Origin of the sequence: Escherichia sp. KTE52, from assembly GCF_000408325.1 — a bacterium.
GTDB classification, from domain to species: domain Bacteria; phylum Pseudomonadota; class Gammaproteobacteria; order Enterobacterales; family Enterobacteriaceae; genus Escherichia; species Escherichia marmotae.
Genome location: NZ_KE138676.1, coordinates 813,362 through 834,468, shown reverse-complemented (window position 1 = coordinate 834,468; position 21,107 = coordinate 813,362). Strand labels below are relative to the sequence as shown.

Below are 21,107 nucleotides of genomic sequence, written 5' to 3'. Positions count from 1 at the left end.
GTTCAGAATATCAGTAAATATTGGGTTATTTATGTTTTCTGTTTGATGGTGCGAATCATATGTGCCATTGTAAGACTTAGTTAATTTTAACCAATTCAAATCTATTTAAATTAATTCATTTCAATTAATTTGCTAATTGATATTGTTCAATAAGGATGAAGCCATGTCGGTGAAAAAGGTCTCTTTTTTTATTGTGTTAATTTATCTAAGCCAGTATGCAAGTGCATCTTCAGAATTTAATTTCTCACCTGACAGTGTTTTTGTTGATGCTTCTCTTTCATTTCTGAATGGTGAGTCAGGTGAGTTTGTCTATAGTAATGGTGGCACACTTAGCCAACTGGACTGGAAAATTCAAAATACGCCCATTGTTAAAATGGGCGTAACCTGGGATGCAGTCTCATGGCTGACTCTTAATGCCAACGGCTGGACGACGCTTGCCTCTGCCGGTGCGCTAATGGATGATTATGACTGGCTGGAACCGGGGCAACAACACTGGAGCGATTGGTCACATCATCCTGCAACACGGTTAAATTTTGCAAATCAGTTTGATCTCAATATGACTGGTTGGTTTTTAAAGGAACAAAACTACCAATTAGGCGCTGTGTTAGGCTATCAGGAGACGCGTTTCAGTTGGTTGGCGAAAGGCGGTTACTATAGTTATGACAACGGTGCCGACATTGGTGATATTCCTCATGGCCAAAAAGTTATTGGTTACCAACAAAAATTCAGCGCTCCCTATTTAGGTCTTTCTGGTAAATATATCTACCATGATTTTGATATTATAACGCAATTTAAATATAGCGCCTGGGGAGAAGGGAAAGGCACAGATCAGCATTACTTGAGCAACATTACATTTAAAGATAAAGTATCTAACCAAAAATATTACTCAGGTCTTATTAACGTGGGGTATAACATTAATCCACAGGCGCGTATTTTTACAGAAATATCATGGAGTAGATTCTCTAATGATGTTGGTAACACAACAATTTATCATAAAGAAAATGGTGAACGTGTAAAAGATAAAGATTCACCTGGGATGCAGAATTATAATTACATTATTGGTGCGGGTATTATGTACAGATTTTAATATAGCGGCGCGCAAATAGCTTAATACGAATACATGAAATCTTGCCCGCCAGTGCGGGCAAGATTTACTAAACGTCGATTTGAAGCGGTAGCGCAGTAGACATCCAGACAGAGATCTCTTCGGCGGGTAAAGGGCGTGAGAAGAAATAGCCCTGAATAACGGGGCAGTGGATCTTGCGTAACATCTCAAACTGTTCTTTTGTTTCTACACCTTCAGCCACTACGGTTAAGTTCAGGCTTTGTCCAATGCCGGTAATAGCTTCTAACAAGGCGCGAATGCGTTTTTCAGTCAGACAACGATCGACAAAACTTTTATCAATTTTGATTTCTGTTACCGGCAGGCTGACTAAGCGTGATAAACCAGAAAAGCCGGTGCCGAAATCATCGACGGATAAACCTACACCCATATCCCGCAGGATCTGGATGCGTTTAAAGATCTCCGTATCGTGTTCCATCATCATGCTTTCGGTGATTTCCACTGTTAGCTGGCGGCCGTCAATCGCCCAGGCTTCCATCGCGTCGGAAACCTGATTGGGTAGTTGATTACTGCGAAAATGCAGCGCAGACAAGTTAACGGATAACGCCGGGATGTGAATATTCTGGCTATGCCATTCTGCTAACTGGCGACAGGCTTCAGCGATGACCCAGCGACCAATGTTTTCAATTTCACCAATCTCTTCCGCGAGGGGAATAAACCGGGAAGGGGGAACATGACCATGCTGTGGATCGTACCAGCGAGCAAGAGCTTCAAGACCGTACAGTTCACCCGTTTCCGCGAAGATCTGCGGCTGGTAAACCAGTTTCAACTGGTTGTTGCTGATCGCTTCTTTCAGCGCCGCACCTAATACCAGCCGCTCTTTAACCATTTCGTTCATTGTCGGACTAAAGAACTGCCAGCCGTTACCGCCATTTTTGCGAATGAAATCCATCGCATTGTGGGCGGTAGAAAGCAGGTAGTCACGGTTTTTGCCAACGTCGTAACTGATACCAATGCTTAAGGTTAAAGGAAAAGGTTGATCGTCAATGATGACCGGCTTTCTAATGATGTTGCGTAGCTCATCAGCGATTTGGGTAATGTTGCTTACTTCATCCTCCAGGCTAATGAGGACAAACTGTGCACCTTCAACGCGGCAGAGATACTGATCGGGTTTGAGTTTTTCGCGAAAACGATTAACGACCTCTAACAATGCCTGATCGGCCCACGCGTAGCCGAGGCTGTCGATCACATCCTGAATATGGTCGACGCCAATAAGATACACCACCGGAGAGACGGCTCTATCGACCAGGTCATCAAGGTAATTGTGCAGATTATTGCGATTTGGCAGACCGGTCATCGGATCAAACTGAATTAGCTGTTCGATGTGCTGGCGGCTTTTCTCCTGTTCCAGCGCCAGTGCGGCCATATGCTGGCTGATATCTGCCACACGTTCGACAAATGCACTGGTTTCTGTTCCTGCCGCGGTCTTGATTTGCAGTATCCCCGCAGGCGCACCATCACGCTGGCGAATGGTGACAGCCCAGCTTTGTGCATTCTTTACATCTGCCTCATGAGAGGACGATGCCCAATGCACTGGCATCCCATTACGCAATGCATACAGCGATACGTGTGATTCATGAAGAATGGATTCAATATTACGGCAAATGATTTCACCCATTTCATGAAACGGTGGGCTACTGCACATGGCGGCGAGGATGTTGCCTTCCAGTTGGCGGATTTGCCGTTCTTCGGTGATATCTGAGAAGGTCATCACCAGGTTTTGTAGATGAGCAAGCACGTCATAGACCGGACTGATAGACGCTTTAATCCAGATATTTTCACCCGTACGCGTCAATAACAGAAATTCATCCTGATCGCGGGAGGTTTTCCACAATAGTTGCTGTAAGCGAATGCGGTTATCTGTCGGGTAATCAGGAATGTTAAGTAGCGTATCGGGTTGCATACCGCTGGCTTCGCTGATGCAGTAGCCAAACATTTCGGTAAATGCGCGATTGCACTGCACGATATGACGCTCAGGATCGAGCACAATCACAGGTCGGTCGAGGTGGTCTACGGCAATGAGCAACTGCCGGGTCTGTTCTTTCTGCGCCATTTCAACGCTGGCATCCCGAACCAGCGCCAGATAATAAATTTTCCCTTCGGCAGTCACTTTTGACAGGGCAAATCGTGTCCATATTTTACTGCCGTCTTTTTTCTCCAGTTGCAATTCCCGGCTCATTCCTTCGACACGCGCTTTACCACCTTCACGGTTATGCCGGATATATTCAGGATGTGCAGGGCGCAAATTATGGGGGATGAGCATATCGATGTTATTGCCAATGACCTCTTCGCGCTTATATCCCCAGAGCTTCTCTGCGGCTGGGTTGAAAAACATCACTTCATCATTTTCGTTAATTAACACCGCCCCCATCATATTTTGTTCAAGGGCGGGAAAAAAAATGCCGTCAGCGGCATTTTCTGCATCGGTTAGCTTCATGATTACCTCTGCATCCGGGCGCATTTAAAGACTGGCTTTCCAGAGTTCAACACGGTTTCTACCTCGTCTTTTAGCGATATACAGAGCTTCGTCGGCTATTTGAATTAAACGTTCATAATCAGGATGCCCATTAAACATGGCGGCACCAATGGACAGAGAGAGGACAATATCTTCGCCGTTTGCAGCTTTTAGTTTGGTTTTTTCTACCCGACTGCGTATACGTTCTGCGGTACGTAAAGTGTCAGTTTCTGAGGCTTCAGTCAGTACAATGATAAATTCATCGCCACCGTAGCGGAAAACATAATCACTGCTGCGAACATTGTCGTAAAACGCCTGCGAGACTTTACGTAAGATCTCGTCACCGGTGTTATGTCCCCATGTGTCGTTGATCTCTTTGAATTTATCAACATCGATGATTAGCACAGACAACGGCGTGCCGGTTCTATTGGCATGGGCAATTTCACGTTTGAAGATAGTCGGCAGGAAACGGCGGTTGAGTAGCTTGGTTAACACATCCATTCCCACTTCATGGCGAGAAACTTCTTCAAACAGTTCTCGTAGTAAAGTGATAATTTGCGATACGGTATTTCGTATCTGTAATAAAAATTTCACTCGCAGGCTTTTGTTACTCAGATTTTTGGCATGGAGTATTGTCTGATTGAAAATTCCGTCGAAATCCTGAACCAGGCGGGAGATATGGCCTACTTCAGCAATACCACTAAAATAATGGCGGCCTTTATGGTTAAACCACAGGCCAAAATCAGCCTGGCTTAACGGTAGGCTACTGCCTAAATCAGAATCCAACAGAACTTTATAAATAATATCTATTTCCCATGAAAGTAATGAGGCTATTTGCCGTTCTTTTTCTTCTTCAGCATTTTCCAGTAATGAGAATATACGATAGTTCTCATCTTCTTTAGCGGCGCTACTGTCGCTAAAGGTAAACGCCCCGGTCATAACTTCCATGGCTATATCGATACTGTTAATCGAAAAATGATAAACCTGAAGTTTTTCCGCAGGCGAATAATCAGAGGAAAATATCACTGGATAGAGGATTTTTTTCAGCACGCGAAAACCCATCTCGACAATTTCCACGGGAATGCCAATACGAGCATGGACTTCAGCCACGGTATGTTGGATTTGTATCAGTCTTTCAACATCGTCCGTTTGCGCAGAGAGTACGTTGATAATCCACTTTTCCATAGCACTTTTGAGCTGTCTTTCAACCTGTTCGTTACTCAAAAACTCTTCGGCGTGCGGGTCAGTGCGTACAATACGATAAAACTCATTGCTCAGGTAATGGGCATGGGTAACGGCAATTTCTGCGGCTTTTGTGCGAATGATGGGAGCGGCCTGGGCAACTAATCCGGTCCACTCATCTTTCATTCTTTTAAAGTACATCTCCATAATTCAGCCCCTTATACGACTGGAAAGGCAAATGAGATCGAAAAAACGAAACGCAACACACTGGACAGGCTTATTGCACCATATTCTCCTGAAATATGAAGATGTAATGAAGAGAAATAAACGAGTTAGACAGTTTTAATCTACGCTACTGTTCTTCTGAAGAGTATAGCCCATCGTGATTATTTTTCGGTGGCGACGAACATCACTTTGTTTTTCATATTAATACTAATTAATCAGGAGATTATGGCCATTTGCTTATACGCAAATAATTTAACATTAAGAGAATGTGACTTTTTTGAAAGGTAACAGGCCGGTGCTTTAATCACCGGCGATGGCACAGTAAAAAAGGGGATTAGCTTCCCCAGCGACTTTGCAGATAACTAACGGCTTGCTGGGTCTGTGGTTTATTCAGGTAATCTTCGCGGAACAAAATAGTACCGCTAATTTCTGGAACAGCGTCGTTAAGATCGAGCTGCTTTTTCAGTTCTGGCACGCCGCCGTTAACTGTCCAGTCAGGTTCTATCTTCGAGGGTTCTCCAACTTTATAGAAGGCGACACCGATATAGAGACGAGTTTTGGTCGGTTTGACGACATCTGCCCACCATTTAGCCAATACGTCATAGCGTGCGGCGCTACGAGAGAAAGGCCAGTAAATTTGTGGGGCAATATAATCCAGTAAACCTTGTTCGACCCAACGGCGGGTATCCGCATAGGATTCATCATAGGCAGCAGCTCCACGGGTATCTGAACCGAGTGGATCATGTGAGCGATTACGCCAGACGCCTGCCGGGCTAACACCAAATTCGACCTCAGGCTTCAGGCTTTTTATGGTATGCGATACTTTCGCGATTAACTGCTGGGTATTGTTGCGTCGCCAGTCTGCTTTCGAGGCAAAAGCGCCCCCATATTTGCGGTACGTCTCGTTATCGTTAAGCAGTGAACCTGGTGATTCGGTGTAGAAATAGTCGTCGAACTGCACACCATCAACCGGATAACGGGAAACGACTTCTGCAACTATCGATGTGATCCAGTCCTGAACTTCAGGGATGCCCGGGTCGAGAACAAAACGGTCGCCCGATGTCCTGATCCAGTCGCGATGCTGCACATAGACGCTGGCAGGTTGCTGCGACAGGGTGTTATTCAATTCCCTGATTGTTCCGGGTTTAGTATTAACCGACACGCGATAGGGGTTAAACCAGGCGTGTACTTTCATCCCACGCTTGTGGGCTTCATCGAGTATAAATTGCAGCGGATCGTAACCGGGGTCTTCACCCATCTTGCCGGTCATAAGATCTGACCACGGCAAAATTTTTGATGGCCAAAGGGCAGTGCCATCGGGCTTTACCTGGAAAAAGACCGTATTTATGCCGAGACGTTGCAGATGATCCAGCTTGTCGATCATCGCCTGTTGTTGCACGCTGGCTCGGGTGGTGGGGTTACTAATGTTAACCGAGGAAACCGGGGGCCAGTCGAGGCGAGACACAGTGGCCAGCCAGATACCACGCATGGGTTGTGACGATTGTTGCGCTGTTGCTGGTGGTTTTAAGCCTGCTGGTGGTGTAACTATTGTGGTTGGCGGTGTTGTCTTACAACTACACAGTAAAAGAGCCAGTGCAACGAGCGCCGCTGGTCTTTTGAGCGCGAATTTCACGTTTCGGGAGCAGATATCCATATATGCTGGTTTCCGGTAAACAGATGTGTTGCTCATTCTCGTACTTATCTGGGGCAAGTCAATACGATAACTGGTACGAAAAAGGGAGCGATTAACTATCGCTCCCTTATACTGTCACCACTCAGATAGGGTTAGTGTTTCTTGTCGTTTATCACAATATAGTGCGGTGAACGTGCACGTGGATGCAGGAAGAAGTGGCCTTTCGGCGCGTTCTGGCTGTTAATTGGCTCCAGTGTTACACCGGTATTCGCTTTGCCTCTACGATCATGGATGGCATAGAGAATAAAGGGCAGGGCGAGTACTACCAGGAAACTCACCACCAGTAATTCAACATACATATCGGTAGAGTCACCCTGGATATTATCCGGCGGCAGGAAGGAGACGATAAACGCCATAATTGAGGTCAGCAGACCGACAATAGCTACCACCAGTTTTACGCCTTTACCGCCAGGGATATTAAATGTGCGTTTTAAATCAGGATGTTTAAGGACTAATACAATGTAGCCAATAAACAGCATGAAATAAGCACACAGATAAATCACCACTGTCAGTGCCAGTGCAATCAGGAAGGACATGTTGTTACCACCACCGGTATTGGTGAGGATAATCAACGCAATTGAAGTGATCACCAATTGGGAAATAACCAGTGTTACCGGCACGCCATTTTTGTTCATTTTGGCGAAGCTGGCGGGCAGCAGGTTTTTCTGTGCAGTGACATACATACCGCGAGAAGGGCCGACAATCCAGGATGCTATTTCTGCCAGTACCCCCAACAGCAGTAGGGCGGAGATCACGCGTACCGTCCACTCAATTTCCGGTGCCACATGGGACATCAGAACGGTAAAGGTTTGCATCACCCCTGCGGAGAGGTTGATTTCATTACCCGGAATGACCATCGCAATGGACAAACCACCAACCGAGCTTAAGCAGATTGCCGCCACCATCAATAGCAGCATGGCTAATGGATAATCGCGCCCTGGGTTACTCATTTCATTGACGTGCGTTGCGGATGCTTCCACCCCCATATAACTCAGGATGAAGGCAACAAACACAACCAGCGTGCCAATTTTTGAGAAATCAGGAAAGAAGGTTTTTGCATCCATTTCGATAGCAACCGGCGCACCGGAGTGCAGGTAAATAGCCGCTAATGCGATCAAAATAAATGCAGGCAGCAGGATCCCGGCGAAGAAGCCGACTTTAGCAATTCGCGCCGTATATTTCGTGCCGCCGAACTGCGTTAATGCCAGTGCCCAAAGAATGATGAGTGCTGCAATGGTTTTCGTTACCGGGTCTTCATTCAGTGCAGGCCATTTAAGGATGTAGGAGAGCGCTCCTAACACGAAATAGAGCATTGGAATAAAGCCGATAGCGATTTGCAGATAGCCAAATGAGATAGCTGCAAATCCCCATTTCAACCCCAGGGTATTCGATACCCAGGCGAAAACACCACCTTCCTCCCAGCCGTCCACGGTAGCCATTTCCGCAGCACAGAGGCCCACGGGAATAAACCATAAAATCCCGCCTAATAGCAGGAAGAAGACTAATGAAAAACCAGATGTTGCGAATGTCGGGTATTCATAAACAGCCATTACCATCGACGCCGTAATGGCGAAGAATCCAAGTAATGTTAGCTGCTTAGCTTTACCTGTCTGTACCGATGTAGCCATATTATCCCCCTAAAACGGTATTCCTGTCGGAACCGCACCTGTCTTGTTCTGAAGCGTGTTCAGAGCAATATTTTCCGTTGCTAATGCCAGTGAACAGACTTTGGAATTTGTCCCGAAACAGGAGCGTTCCGGGACAGCATTACCACTTAAACGTTATCAGGTATGTTTAAAGCTGTTCTGCTGGGCAATACCCTGCAGTTTCGGGTGATCGCTGAGGTATTTCAGGGAGGCTTTGTAGTCTTCCAGCAACAGTTCAGCGAAGTCCATTTCGAAGCCACGACGACACATAATACGCATCACCACGATGTCAGTGGCTTCACCGCCAAGGGTGAAGGCTGGAACCTGCCAGCCGCGCAGGCGCAGACGTTCAGAGAGGTCATACAGGGTGTATCCCGGATCTTCCCCGTCTTTCAGTTTGAAGCAAACCGCCGGGATACCTTCGTCCGGGCGACCGGTGCAGATGAACTCATACGGTCCCAGTTTAGCGATTTCATCCGCCAGGTAAGTGGCGACCTGATAAGAGGCGTTCTGCACTTTGGTGTAGCCTTCACGACCGAGGCGCAGGAATTCATAGTACTGGGCAATCACCTGACCCGCCGGACGCGAGAAGTTGATGGCAAAAGTCCCGATTTGCCCGCCGAGATAGTCAACGTTAAACACCAGCTCTTTCGGCAGTGCTTCTTCGTCACGCCAGATAACCCAGCCGCAGCCCAGCGGAGCCAGACCAAATTTATGACCAGAAGCACTGATCGATTTCACGCGTGGCAGGCGGAAGTCCCAGACGATATCCGGGGCGACGAACGGTGCCAGGAAGCCACCGCTGGCAGCGTCGATATGCATATCGATGTCGATACCGGTGTCGGCCTGGAATTTATCCAGCGCATCGTGCAGCGGTTGCGGAAACTCATAGTTACCGGTGTAGGTCACGCCGAAAGTCGGCACCACGCCGATGGTGTTTTCGTCGCAGGCCTCAATCATCCGTTTCGGATCCATAAACAACTGACCGGGGCGCATAGGGATCTCGCGCAACTCCACATCCCAGTAACGGGCGAATTTATGCCAGCAGATTTGCACAGGGCCGCACACCAGGTTTGGTTTATCGGTCGGTTTACCTGCGGCTTCCATACGCTTGCGCCAACGCCATTTCATCGCCATCCCGCCGAGCATACAGGCCTCGGAAGAACCAATGGTGTTGGTGCCAACGGCCTGACCGTTTTTCGGCGCAGGCGCGTGCCACAGATCAGCAACCATGTTTACGCAACGCAGATCAATTGCTGCGGACTGCGGATATTCTTCTTTATCGATCCAGTTTTTATTGATCGACAGATCCATCAGCTTATGAACATTTTCATCGTCCCAGGTCTGACAAAATGTGGCGAGGTTTTGTCGGGCATTGCCATCCAGGTATAATTCATCATTGATAATCTGGAAGGCGATATCATCGCGCATTTCATGCAGCGGAAAACGTTTCGATTCCGCGATAGTGGAAATTGCCTTTGCGCCAAAACGTGAATCGAGTAGTTCAGACCTTAAATCCGTTACTTGCTTCTTATCCATTTCAAACTCCTTAAAATGATTGGAACGCATTAAAAAAAGTAGGATTTATTGATAAAGTAAGCAAGCGTAAAGGCCTCGGTTTCAAATAACAAAATCCTAATTTTATTTTGTTGTTTGAAAATGGATTTTTTATTTTGACAAGTAAAAACAATAAGATAGGAAGATAATCAATGATAATATCACTCTTTTTATTGTTATTTTAGTCCGTTCTATTACCCTCCGAAATTATCACATAAAAATTGGCCTTTAAAATATCATTATTAGTTCGCGGTTAATTTTTTGAAAAACTTTCAAAGGTTGTCAAACAAACACGTTAATTATACAGAATACCCCGCCAACAAAGTTGGCGGGGGTAAGTTATTATTTTGGCAGCAATACTCCAGTGTAGGTATTCGCGGGTTTACTCAGATATTCTTTAACTGTAGCATTAACATTTTCCACAGTCATATTCTTTAACACTTTCTCCTGCGTCATCCACACAGCAGGATCATCATATTGAATAATACTATTCACAATAGTGTTCGCTAATTGCTGAACGCTATTTTGCTGAATATCGAGGCTGCGTTGAATATTTTGCTGATATTCGTCCAGCTCTTGCTGACTGATCCCTTTAGTCAGACGTTTAGTCATTACCTTATTCGCCAATGTTAACAGTTCGCTATGACGTTCAGGTTGACAGGTGAAAGCCAGCAAATGGCTGATATCTTTGGCCTTAGGATCAACCGAGAGACGAGAAGAAACGCTGTATGCTCCGGATGCCTGTTCACGAATATTTATCCGCAGATCTTTTGCCAATGCGACGTTGAATGCATCCAGTGCCATGCGTGTCGCCAGGTTAATAGGTGTCCGGGGATCATACCGCGTCCACTGTGAAACTTGTGCTACAGGTTCATTTTGTTCTTTTACAGTAACAGCCGCGTTACCCGTCGCGCGGGTTAATGGTTTACCTGCTGCCAATGCTGAATCAGAACGTTTGATTGATCCTAAGTAACGCGTAATTAACGGCAGGAGTTTGTCTTCTGCCACATTACCGACAATCACAAAAGTGATATCTGCTGGGGAAGAAAACAACTGACGATCGGCAGCCAATGCGTCTGCGGCAGAAAACTGTGCAATCTGTTTTTCTTGCAGTAATTTCGTGCGCTCATCGGCATAGCGTGTTTCGTACATCTGCTGAGCGAATTTCTCTGCCGGGCGTTGATCGAGCGTTCTCAACGCTTGAATTTGAGCATTTTGTAACGATGACCAAATGTTGTCGTTAATTGTGCTGCGGGTGATCCGCTGGTTAATTAACTGAAAACCGGGTTCAGGATTATTAGCCCGTGCGCTAACAGACAGTAGTGTATTCAAGCCACTGACTTTACTGCTCATGGTCACTGAGTTTTCTGCGCTCCAGCGTTTCAGGCTGGAAGAGGAGAGATCGCCAACTCCGCTACCGCTAACGGCTTTATTTGCCAGCGCAATAAGTGATTTTTGTCCCGCAGGGAAACTCAAATCGCCTTTATCAGAGACGGCAATAATTTGCAGCTTTTCTTCTTCGCCCGTAGATTTTGCCAGAATGACGTTTGCGCCATTAGAAAGGGTCAGTGACGTCAGATTTTCAGCCAGTCTTTTTTGGCTGGTTATTTTTGCTTGTGGATCAGCGTTTACCGTTAAAGATAAATTTCTGCCAGGGAAGACATAAGCCGCCAGTTTCTTGTTGGCATATTCATTTTCCAGCGCCGTAATGGCTGCAGGAGATAATGCATTTTGGGCTGCAGTATCATTGTTGACCATTTGTTCCCAAAATGTGTCCTGGTTCTTTCTTAATTGCTGCCATTTTTTCGCCAGGCTTTGCACGGTAATTTGTGGCCACAGGCGTTTAGAAAGCTGGTATGTCTCTTCCGGTGAAAGGAATGGCGTATTATTTAACGAGCTGGATGCCAGGCGGCTGGTCAGCATCCGCAGATCGCGTTCAGCCTGTTGCTCAGCCGCATTTTTCAGCCAGGTCAGACGGGTGGCTTTTACATCATCAAGCTCTGCAACGGAAAAACCATGTTGGTCGATAGTTGCCAGTTCTGCCATTAATGCATTCGCAGCATCCTGCATATTATCGTCCCGCGCATTTACACGGAAAAACAGCGACTGATAATCAGGCGCAATTTTAATACTGCGCGCGGTGCCACCGGAAATAGTCTTCAACTCACCGGACTGGATCCGTTCCAGTAATCGCTGATTAAACAACTGAACCAACATGCTCCATTCTGCCTGTTCGACAAAGCTTTGTTCATCGGTCACCTGAACCATTGGCATGCGATAATAGAGTGCGATACCGTTCACCCGATTTTCTTTATCATTAATGATATTAAAGCGCCGGCGGTTTTCTGCTTCCGTTGGCCATACGCGATTTTCAGCCGCTTTGTTTGCCGGAAGTTTACCTAAATTTTCCTTTATCAACGCCAGCGCTTCTTTACTGTCGATATCACCAACGACGATAAAGGTCATATTATTCGGCTGATACCAGCGTTGATAAAATTGGCGCAGTTGTTCCGGCGCGACCGTTGCGACAATATCCATCAAACCGATCGGTTCACGGTCTAAATTGCGTGTATTTGCCAACAGGAAAGGGCGACGCGCCTGAGATGTGCGCCATTTAACATCCTGATGCGCGCGCCATTCCTCGGTAATTACGCCACGTTCAGCGTCTACTTCGTGTTTTTCAAAGGTGGCGGCATTGCTCCATTCACTGAAGATTGCCATCACTTTTTGCAAATTTTGTTTCTGCGTTGTTGGCAAACTTACCTGATACACCGTTTCGTCATAGCTGGTATAGGCATTAACATCGCGGCCAAAACGCAGCCCCATCGATTCAAAAGTTTCGATGACTTTATTACCAGGCCAGCTTTTTGTACCGTTAAACATCATATGCTCAACAAAATGCGCCACGCCGCGCTCGTTGTCCTCTTCCTGCAATGAACCGGTATGAATTTGCAGCCACAAATTCACTTGATCCTTAGGGTGTGAATGTGGATAGATCATATATCGCAAGCCATTTTCCAGTTGCCCGGTAATTAACTTGTCATCCTGTGGTAATGCCGCGGCAATAAGTCGTCCAGGAAGCAACAACAGTGTTGCCACTAAGGTCAGTAAGAAACAGAGGTTTCTCATAATCATCTCCATGCGAAAACCAGGTGAATTTACCCGGTAAAGTAAAATCCGAAGTTTTAAAATTTCATGCTGACATCAAGCCAGAAAGTACGACCGCTGGCGTAAGTCGCCACACCTGCGGTTGTTGTATCAACAGCGGTTTTGCTATCCAGCACATTCAGAATGTCGGCGCTAATCGTCAGGTTTTGCTGCTTAAGAAATTGGGGTGTCCAGGATAAACGGGTATCCCAGGTCAGGCTGTTATCCAGTTTCTCGTCAACGTACTGCTTGTAATCTGAATATTCGCTGATGTATTGCGCGTTCGTCTTACTCAGAATGATGCGAGCTTTGCGTGCTTCTTGCCAGGCCAGTGTATTCGCCCACACCAGTCCGCTTGGTTGATGAGTGAAATCCATATTTAAGGAAATCTTTAACGGGTTATTAAAATCCGCCACCGGGACGCTGTCATAAGAGACAAGTTTACCGTTGTAAACTACCTTGTTATCATCGGTATTGCTCTCTTCATAACCATTATTCAATGACAAATTGCCTTTGCTCTTGATATAGCTGAAGACAATTTGCGGATTAATAGCCACCTGGCTGACATGCAGAGGTTCTGTCAGTTCAAAACTCACGTTGAACGAATGGGTTTTAGTTTTACCGTCATTGTTATACTCAGTAATCGTTGTTTTCGTTGCGCTGTCGGTACGACTACTTTTACTGATTTGATCATGCGCCTCACGGTAAACATAGTTTGCCCGCGCAATAACGTTATTACCGATCTTTTGCTGCAAACCTATTGCCAGTTCGTCATTATAGGGTGTTTTCAAATCCTGATAACGGGTGAGCGTTTTATTGCCTGAAATTGATTCTGTCCAACTATTACGGATGTCTCGTAACCCCATATCGAGAATATTTCCGCCATAATAGCGGTTATATCCGGCGGTAATTATTGAGGTTTGATCAGCGAAAATATCCCATTCCGTCATAAAGCGGGGAGAGATATTGTGGTTTGACAGGTAGTTGTCATAGTCATAACGCACGCCAGGCATCAGCGACACATTGCGCCAGCTAATACGATCCGCGATGTACAGCGTGTAGTTGTCAATTCCAAGGCTACCTTTACCTTTATGGTAAATGGTATGGTTAGTTTTCTTTCCTGCGGCATTAATTACATAAGATTCAGACTGATTATGGCGTTCCGTCCATGCATCGGAATAGATGTATTCCGCACCGAAGTAAGGCTGATGCGAGAAATTGCCCACTTCAACTTTTTGCCAGTCAAGTCGTGTTTTGAAGGTGTAATTATCAACAGCCTGCGAAATATGCCCCAGCCCGCCACGGGTGCAACGTCCTGTAATATCACCATATGTGCATGAGAGTTCGGTGTACCAAATGTCATGGTCGTGACGGGTATAGTCACTGATATGATCCCAGCCGACAGTGGTATGCAGTTTGGCCCATACGAGTTGTGTGTCCATATCCCATGCCAGGCCATAAGATTTGTTGCCCATTTCGCGGTCAGACTCGGGGAAGGTGCTGGTATTATAATCCCGGCGAGAACCGGTATATTTAAAGGTTAAATCGTGGGTAAAACGCTCACTGGCAAACCAGGTAAATTTACTTAATGCTGTATCGATAACGTTTTTATACTGCGCCCGACCTGCAACAATACCGTCATTCGAAACATAATCTGCGCGGATAATGTCAGACTGGCGGCGGGAGAAACCAGCAGTCACGCCAAAGTTATCAGTGAGTTCCTGATTAAATGACAAGGTGTAAAAGTTCTTTTTAAAGTCGGGAGAATAATAAGTACTTCCTGAAGACCCCTGGTTAAATGCATTCTTGTTATTCTCATCGATATGAGACGTTAACCAGTCCGAACGCGTTGTGCGATAACTCAGCTTTACGCTGTCATCATCAGCATTAAAGCGTTTGATCTTTGCATCTATCACCCCACCATTAAAGTGACCAAATTCAACCGGAACAAAACTGTCATAAAGCGTGACATTGTCCAGTAAGCTGACATCAAGATAATAACCCTGTGACATCCCGCTAATATTGGTTGCACTGCTGGCATCCGATTCATTCGCCGGGTTCAGGTTATTGGTGGCGCTAATACCATCAATCAAATAGGCATTCTGGTAGGGCGATGCACCGTGAATGGATATTTTCTCCGGGCGGATCTCCCCCTGATTCAACGAGGTGCTTTGCGTTGAATCCATACGCACCGCTGGGTTTGTTTTTAATAAATCGCTGATATTGCCATTACCTGTCGGTAAACGCTCGATGCTTTCACTGGTGTAATGCGTGTTACCGTTTACGGGCACAGGGACAGGGGCATAGACTGTCATCTCTTCAAAAACAGGCATATACTTGTCTTTGTCGTCGACGGCCTGCGCCATATCAGCGCCACATAAAATGACGCCAGAAATAAGAACTCGCTTCATTTATTTTTATCTCCGTATAGCAGGGCATTTATCGTTTTTATAAAACCGCGCTAATGTCACAAATATCATCCGCCAGATCCCAAACACCAGGCTGATGGGTCACCATAATCACACCGCTTTCAGGTAATTTTTCGCGCACTAAACGCAGTAAACGGATAGCCTCTTGCTCCTCCAGATGTGACGTTGTTTCGTCGAGAAATATCCATTTCGGACGTCGTAAAATTAACCGAGCCAGCGCAATACGTTGTTTTTCGCCGCTGGAAAGAATATCTCCCCAACGATCGTGGTTATTAATGCGCGTAGCCAATTTACCCAGCCCAACCTGATGCAACACCTCGCTCAACGGCTCATCGTCTATAGGGTGCGGAAGTGCTTTACAAATGTTCTCTTTCAGTAAGCCGGTTTTGATTAACGGCGTTTGTGACACATACCAACTGTCTGCAGGAGAAGAAATATCACCTTTAAACCACGGCCAGCAGTGGGATAATGTTTTAAGCAGCGTTGTTTTTCCCGCACCAGAGTATCCTTTCAGCAGTAGCCATTTACTTGGAGAAACATGAAAGTTCAGGTTTTCTAATATGACTTTATTATCGGGGGTACGGATACTGGCATCAGCAACCAGAACGGCATGATCGCAATTTTTGGGTTTATTTGTCGGGCGCTGTTCAGTAAGTTGATGAAATTCATACAACCGATCGATAACCGCTGCCAGCTCTGCAAGTTCATCGTATTTATAAATAAACCAACTCAGATTGTTGGATACCAACATAAATGCCTGACGTGATTTCATCAGCCCACCTAAATTGATCTGCCCGCTGATAAACTGCGGTAGCAATAGAAAGTAGGGGAGAACACTAAGCGAGTGTGAATAAACATTCTGCCAATAGTCAAGCCAACGCTGACGATTCATTAAACGGTGCCAGTTGTCTTTTATTGTATGAAAATTGTCGCTCAACTCCTGACGTTGCAGCGTTTCAGCATTGCTTAATGCAATTAACTCCGCTTGCTTATTATGCTGCACAAGGTTAGTTCGAAAAGTCGCTTCGCTACGTTGCTTCTCCACATTAAGCGGGCGGATACGTTTACCCACTTTATGGGTAAACAACGTGCCACCAATAACAATGAGCACGACGGTATAAACCATATAACCCTGGATATTCCACTCCGTTCCACCAACCGTGAATGAGAGTGTCCCCGCGCTTTGCCACAGAATAACGGTGAAGGTAATCAGCATACTCAGTGACTGAATGAATCCGAATGAAAGGCTAAGTGTTTTGCTGATCAATAGAAGGATATCTTCAGAGATACGTTGGTCAGGATTATCGGTATTCTTATCCTCGCCGTAGATCTGTGTGAAGTAGTAGTTTTTATCTGTAAACCAACGATTGAGGTAGTAATCTGTTAACCATTCGCGCCAGCGAATAGTCAGTAGTTTAATTAACCATGTTTTGTTAACGGATATTAATACGAAGATCCCCAGCAGAGCAGGAAACCACAGGACAAGCTGCCAAAGTTTATCGGTTTCTTTCTGGCTTAGCGCATTGAAAAAATCATTGTTCCAGTCATTCAACCAGACCTGAATTTTAACCACGCCAAGGATCATGGCGAGGATAATAATGATTAATAATACTGAAGTTTTATTATTCTTACGTAGCCAAAAAGGCTTCAGCAAGCAGAGGTACTTTGCAATTAGCATACAAATGGTAATGGGAACAATTATCATTAACGAAATTTGATTGTGCCACCCAATGATTGGCTATAGCAATGATTTACTGATGAAATTTACTTAAGTGTCTGTAACTATATGATATATATTGATAATTATTGTTGTACTGGTTACTTTCATGCCCTTGATTATCAAGAGTATTGCAAAAGCATGTCTGAAGACGCTCCTCCAGAACAACAGATAATGATGGCTGAACCCCCCGGCCTGAGTCTGTGCCGGGTGTTCTGCTGAAGTCGTAAGAAGGATGATATGACCGGAGTGAATGCAGGAGTATTATTTATTACTCTCCATTCGTTTTGCGACATCCATAATGTGATAAAGGGGGACTTTATTTTTAGCGAGTTCAACCATTGCATTCATATATGGCACCATAGTTGTAAATAGGATTTTATAACCTTCACAGAAGTACGATACTACCTCATTATTCACTTTTGTGATGCGATGTTTAGGACAACCACCATTACAAATTGGCTTGTAAACACATTGCTGGCATTTTTTTGATATCAACTTTTTTTGTGCAGTCAACTGCACGCTTTTCATCGTTTTTAGTGCAGCGTTATTGATGTTGCCAATTTTATATTGCGGGTAGACAAAATGATCGCATTCATAAATATCACCATTACTTTCCACTACCAGATTGTCTTTACATGACTCCTGGAAAATACAGCTAGTATGCCCATTTCCCAGAAAACGGCTGACAAAACTTTCAAACTGGCGAATGAATATTTCACCAACATCATTTTTAACCCACTGCATAAAAATAGCTGACATAAACTTGCCATAGGCGGTGGGTGGAACAGAAAAATCGATGATACTGAACGTATTCTCACCATTGCCCGTAAAATCTACATTCGGTGTCCCCGTCTCCAGTAGTTCTATAAACTGCATATGCTTACTACCGATAGATTTTAAAAAGTTATAAACCTCAAGAGGATGTTGGACGTTAATATTGTTAATGACAGTTAGCGTATTAAACTCAACCTTATACTTCTTCAGACGATCAATTGCCGTCATGACTTTTTCAAATGTCCCATTACCCGAATTACTGCGTCTGTAACGATCATGTAATTCTTGCGGGCCATCAATTGAAATACCGACCAGAAACTTATGCTCTTTGAGAAAGGCGCACCATTCATTATTCAATAAAATACCATTGGTTTGTAACGCATTATGAATACCTTTTCCCCCAGCATAGCGTTGTTGGTAGTGAATAACCTTACGAAAAAAATCAAGACCCGCGAGAGTAGGTTCGCCGCCTTGCCAGGTAAAATAGACCTGATCACCTGAGGCAGCAATGTATTGTTTAATGAACTCTTTCAGAGTGCTGTCATCCATCCATTTTTCATGACTAAATTGCGACTCTTTTTCAAGATAAAAACAGTAATCACATTTGAGATTACATTGAAAACTGGAGGGCTTGGCTGTAACGTGCATTGCTATCTCACTCAATAAGGCGGCGGAAAATCTCCGCCGCATAAGGGGTTAGTTATTTGGCATCGCTAAGTGCTTTCTTGATATTGTTAAACTTCTCCTGATTCACCTGACTAAGCGGCGGTTGGCTGCTGTTGATAAACTCGCTTACCACACCTTGCATCTCTTTAACAACTTGTGGTTTAGCAGCAGCGAGATTCTCTTTTTGTTGTAGATCGGTGAGTTTGTACAAACCTAACTGGTTATTTTCCACGGTATAGACAAGAGAGTAATCATTATTTCTCACCGTATAAGAGAACTGGCTTAAGTCCTCGGTATTCGGATTGTGAGGATAATCATCTGACTCATGGCGGACAAATTTATGGTAATTATCCCAGAATGGAATATTTTCCTCATCAAACCAGTGAGAGTAGGACGTTACCCAGGTCAGGTTTTTATGGGGTTCGCCTTGCTTCTTATCTTGCAACCACGGGAGTAATGAAACGCCGTCCAGTTTAAGATCTTTTGGAATGTTGATATCGGCAGCATCCAGAGCAGTAGGGTAGAAATCCATAGCAGAAATTAACTTGTCATAATTTCCTGGCTGAAGTTTTCCTTTCCACCACATGAACATCGGCGTATGCGTTCCGCCAGGATAAGTCTGACTCTTATAGCCTTTTTGCGCACCATTTAGCGGTAGTGGGCCATCGATGACCGCACCATTATCAGACGTAAAGAGAATAATGGTGTTGTCGTACTGACCATTTTTCTTCAACTGTTCGAGAATCCGTTTTACACCTTGATCGACGGAGTAAACCGATGCGTAGTAATTATCTGCAGTTTGGCTACCGGTATTGAATTGCTTCTGATATTGCTCCGGTGCTGGATTGTCATTCGGCAGATGCGGCGCGTTATAAGCCAGATAAAGCATAAATGGTTGGTCGAGTGCTTTAGCCCGGTCAACAACACCAATTGCTTCGTCCGTTAACTGATCGCTGATATAACCCTTTGCAGGTACGCGTTCACGATTTTTGAACAGCGAAGGTGAGTTGTAATAGGCTGTTCCCGCTGCATGGAACCCCATAAAGTAATCGAAGCCGCGGTTTTGTGGTTGCCATTCTTCCGCGGAGAATGTGGTGAAGTTGTCATGATAGTCACGGGTTTGTTTATCTTCCGGAACCGGGACATTACTGATTTTAGACAGATGCCATTTACCCACAGCCGCGGTGTAATAGCCATGATTCTGGAATAATTCGGGCAGGAAAGTTTCTGTCAGGGGAATACCATCCTGAGCATCGGTATTGGAGTAAACACCAAAACGGGCAGGCGCTCGGCCCGTCATAATTGCAGCACGGGATGGACCAGAAACACCGTGAGCGACATAACCATTAGTAAAACGTACACCTTCATCCATTAAAGAAAGAAGAGTTGGCGTTGATTTTTGAGCCGCTTCGATGGCTTTATCAATACCTATTTTGTAGGTATTGACAACTTCCCTGTTTTCCATTGTTTTTGGATCAAAAGACCCTTTATCAAACGGTAGTTGTCCATACCCAAGATCATCCATGGTCAGTACGATAATATTCGGCTTTCCTTCGGTACTGTATTCAGTCGGCGTAAAATCCGAAAAAGCCACGTTAGTTTTTGTTGCTTTCAGTTTTACATCTTCTGCTGCATGAGCCGCGAATCCGGCCATACCTGATGCCAGTATTAAGGATATGGATGTGCTCACAACACTTTTTTTTAGTGCAGACGTCATAAAATTTCCTCTTTTTATTGTACTTAATTCCAAAGTAATTTTACGAAGAAAAATAAGTGAATGTAAGTGAAGTAAGTCACATTAAGGGACAGTAGATTTGACTAAAAATAAGCAAACTAAAGGCCATAATTGGTTGACAAATGAAAGATGTTAACTAAGTAAATTCTGATCACCAAATAACTATCATCTTGAAAAGATTAGATATTTTTTGGTGTTGAGCGCAATACAAACATTATTGCTTCATATTTTTTATTGCAACTTTCCACTCCGGTGCATAAAGTTGTGATGTTCATCACAATATAAACTGATGCGTCGGGAAGATAAAAAGAGGGGCGCTTATAGATACTTTATTAATTAAGCGTTCTAATGCATGCTTTTATTTTATAATTTAAATGTTCTTGCTATTTTATCTCCTTATCACTGTGAAATATATTTCTATCAATAAAAGCCAAATTAGCTCTACCACAAAAAATATTTCATCTCACGCTGTTTAAATAATAAAGTTGCTTTGATTTTTTAGCAAAAAATAGAACGTAAGAATCTATTTTACGGCTTGCACAAAAAGCTAAATTTGCACTCACAAACAAAAATATAATCCCGGCCCTGTCATCCGGCGAGTAGTCGCAACCACTGAATATTCAGGGTGACGATGCGCTTTCTTTCATAAAGGTATTTCCTTTTCTGCGGAAAAGGAAATCGGGAAATACCCGGTTTTTCTGACAAGCAAACGTTTTATTTGCGTTTGCTTATGTTCGTTAATTCGTTCATCAGGA

11 protein-coding genes are annotated in these 21,107 nt (G+C 44.7%); 1 reads left to right on the top strand and 10 read right to left on the bottom strand.

All coding sequences use genetic code 11. From position 1 onward, the window contains the following. The first annotated feature begins 163 nt into the window (after positions 1 to 163). Complete coding sequence (locus tag A1SC_RS17140; protein ID WP_001516383.1) at positions 164 to 1,087, top strand: omptin family outer membrane protease; 924 nt, start codon at positions 164 to 166, stop codon at positions 1,085 to 1,087. A 67-nt stretch (positions 1,088 to 1,154) separates the two neighbouring features. On the opposite strand, the gene dosP is transcribed toward A1SC_RS17140, so the two are convergent. The 10 genes from dosP to A1SC_RS17190 form a co-directional block, all read right to left on the bottom strand. After that, positions 1,155 to 3,560, bottom strand: coding sequence for an oxygen-sensing cyclic-di-GMP phosphodiesterase DosP (gene dosP / locus A1SC_RS17145; protein WP_016262013.1), 2,406 nt, complete (start codon positions 3,558 to 3,560; stop codon positions 1,155 to 1,157). A gap of 24 nt (positions 3,561 to 3,584) precedes the next feature. Further along, positions 3,585 to 4,967: a diguanylate cyclase DosC gene (gene dosC / locus A1SC_RS17150; RefSeq protein WP_016262012.1), complete on the bottom strand. Its 1,383-nt coding sequence runs from the start codon at positions 4,965 to 4,967 to the stop codon at positions 3,585 to 3,587. 352 nt (positions 4,968 to 5,319) lie between these two features. Then, positions 5,320 to 6,639: a family 10 glycosylhydrolase gene (locus tag A1SC_RS17155; protein WP_016248698.1), complete on the bottom strand. Its 1,320-nt coding sequence runs from the start codon at positions 6,637 to 6,639 to the stop codon at positions 5,320 to 5,322. A gap of 131 nt (positions 6,640 to 6,770) precedes the next feature. Beyond that, positions 6,771 to 8,306: an acid resistance gamma-aminobutyrate antiporter GadC gene (gene gadC / locus A1SC_RS17160; protein WP_001516379.1), complete on the bottom strand. Its 1,536-nt coding sequence runs from the start codon at positions 8,304 to 8,306 to the stop codon at positions 6,771 to 6,773. A 156-nt stretch (positions 8,307 to 8,462) separates the two neighbouring features. Next, entirely contained in the window at positions 8,463 to 9,863 is a 1,401-nt protein-coding gene (locus A1SC_RS17165) for a glutamate decarboxylase (protein WP_016248697.1), read from the bottom strand. Between the two features lie 360 nt (positions 9,864 to 10,223). Continuing rightward, positions 10,224 to 13,010, bottom strand: a complete 2,787-nt coding sequence (locus tag A1SC_RS17170) for a M16 family metallopeptidase (RefSeq protein WP_016262011.1) — start codon at positions 13,008 to 13,010, stop codon at positions 10,224 to 10,226. A gap of 56 nt (positions 13,011 to 13,066) precedes the next feature. Further along, positions 13,067 to 15,439, bottom strand: a complete 2,373-nt coding sequence (locus A1SC_RS17175) for a TonB-dependent receptor plug domain-containing protein (RefSeq protein ID WP_016262010.1) — start codon at positions 15,437 to 15,439, stop codon at positions 13,067 to 13,069. A gap of 37 nt (positions 15,440 to 15,476) precedes the next feature. Beyond that, a complete protein-coding gene (locus A1SC_RS17180; protein ID WP_024214566.1) occupies positions 15,477 to 17,162 on the bottom strand; it encodes an ABC transporter ATP-binding protein/permease in 1,686 nt (561 codons plus the stop codon). A 276-nt stretch (positions 17,163 to 17,438) separates the two neighbouring features. Further along, complete coding sequence (locus A1SC_RS17185; RefSeq protein ID WP_000558514.1) at positions 17,439 to 18,599, bottom strand: anaerobic sulfatase maturase; 1,161 nt, start codon at positions 18,597 to 18,599, stop codon at positions 17,439 to 17,441. 52 nt (positions 18,600 to 18,651) lie between these two features. Then, positions 18,652 to 20,334 carry a sulfatase-like hydrolase/transferase gene (locus tag A1SC_RS17190; RefSeq protein WP_001516373.1) on the bottom strand — a complete coding sequence of 561 codons (1,683 nt, stop codon included), beginning with the start codon at positions 20,332 to 20,334 and terminating at the stop codon, positions 18,652 to 18,654. Positions 20,335 to 21,107 lie beyond the last annotated feature (773 nt).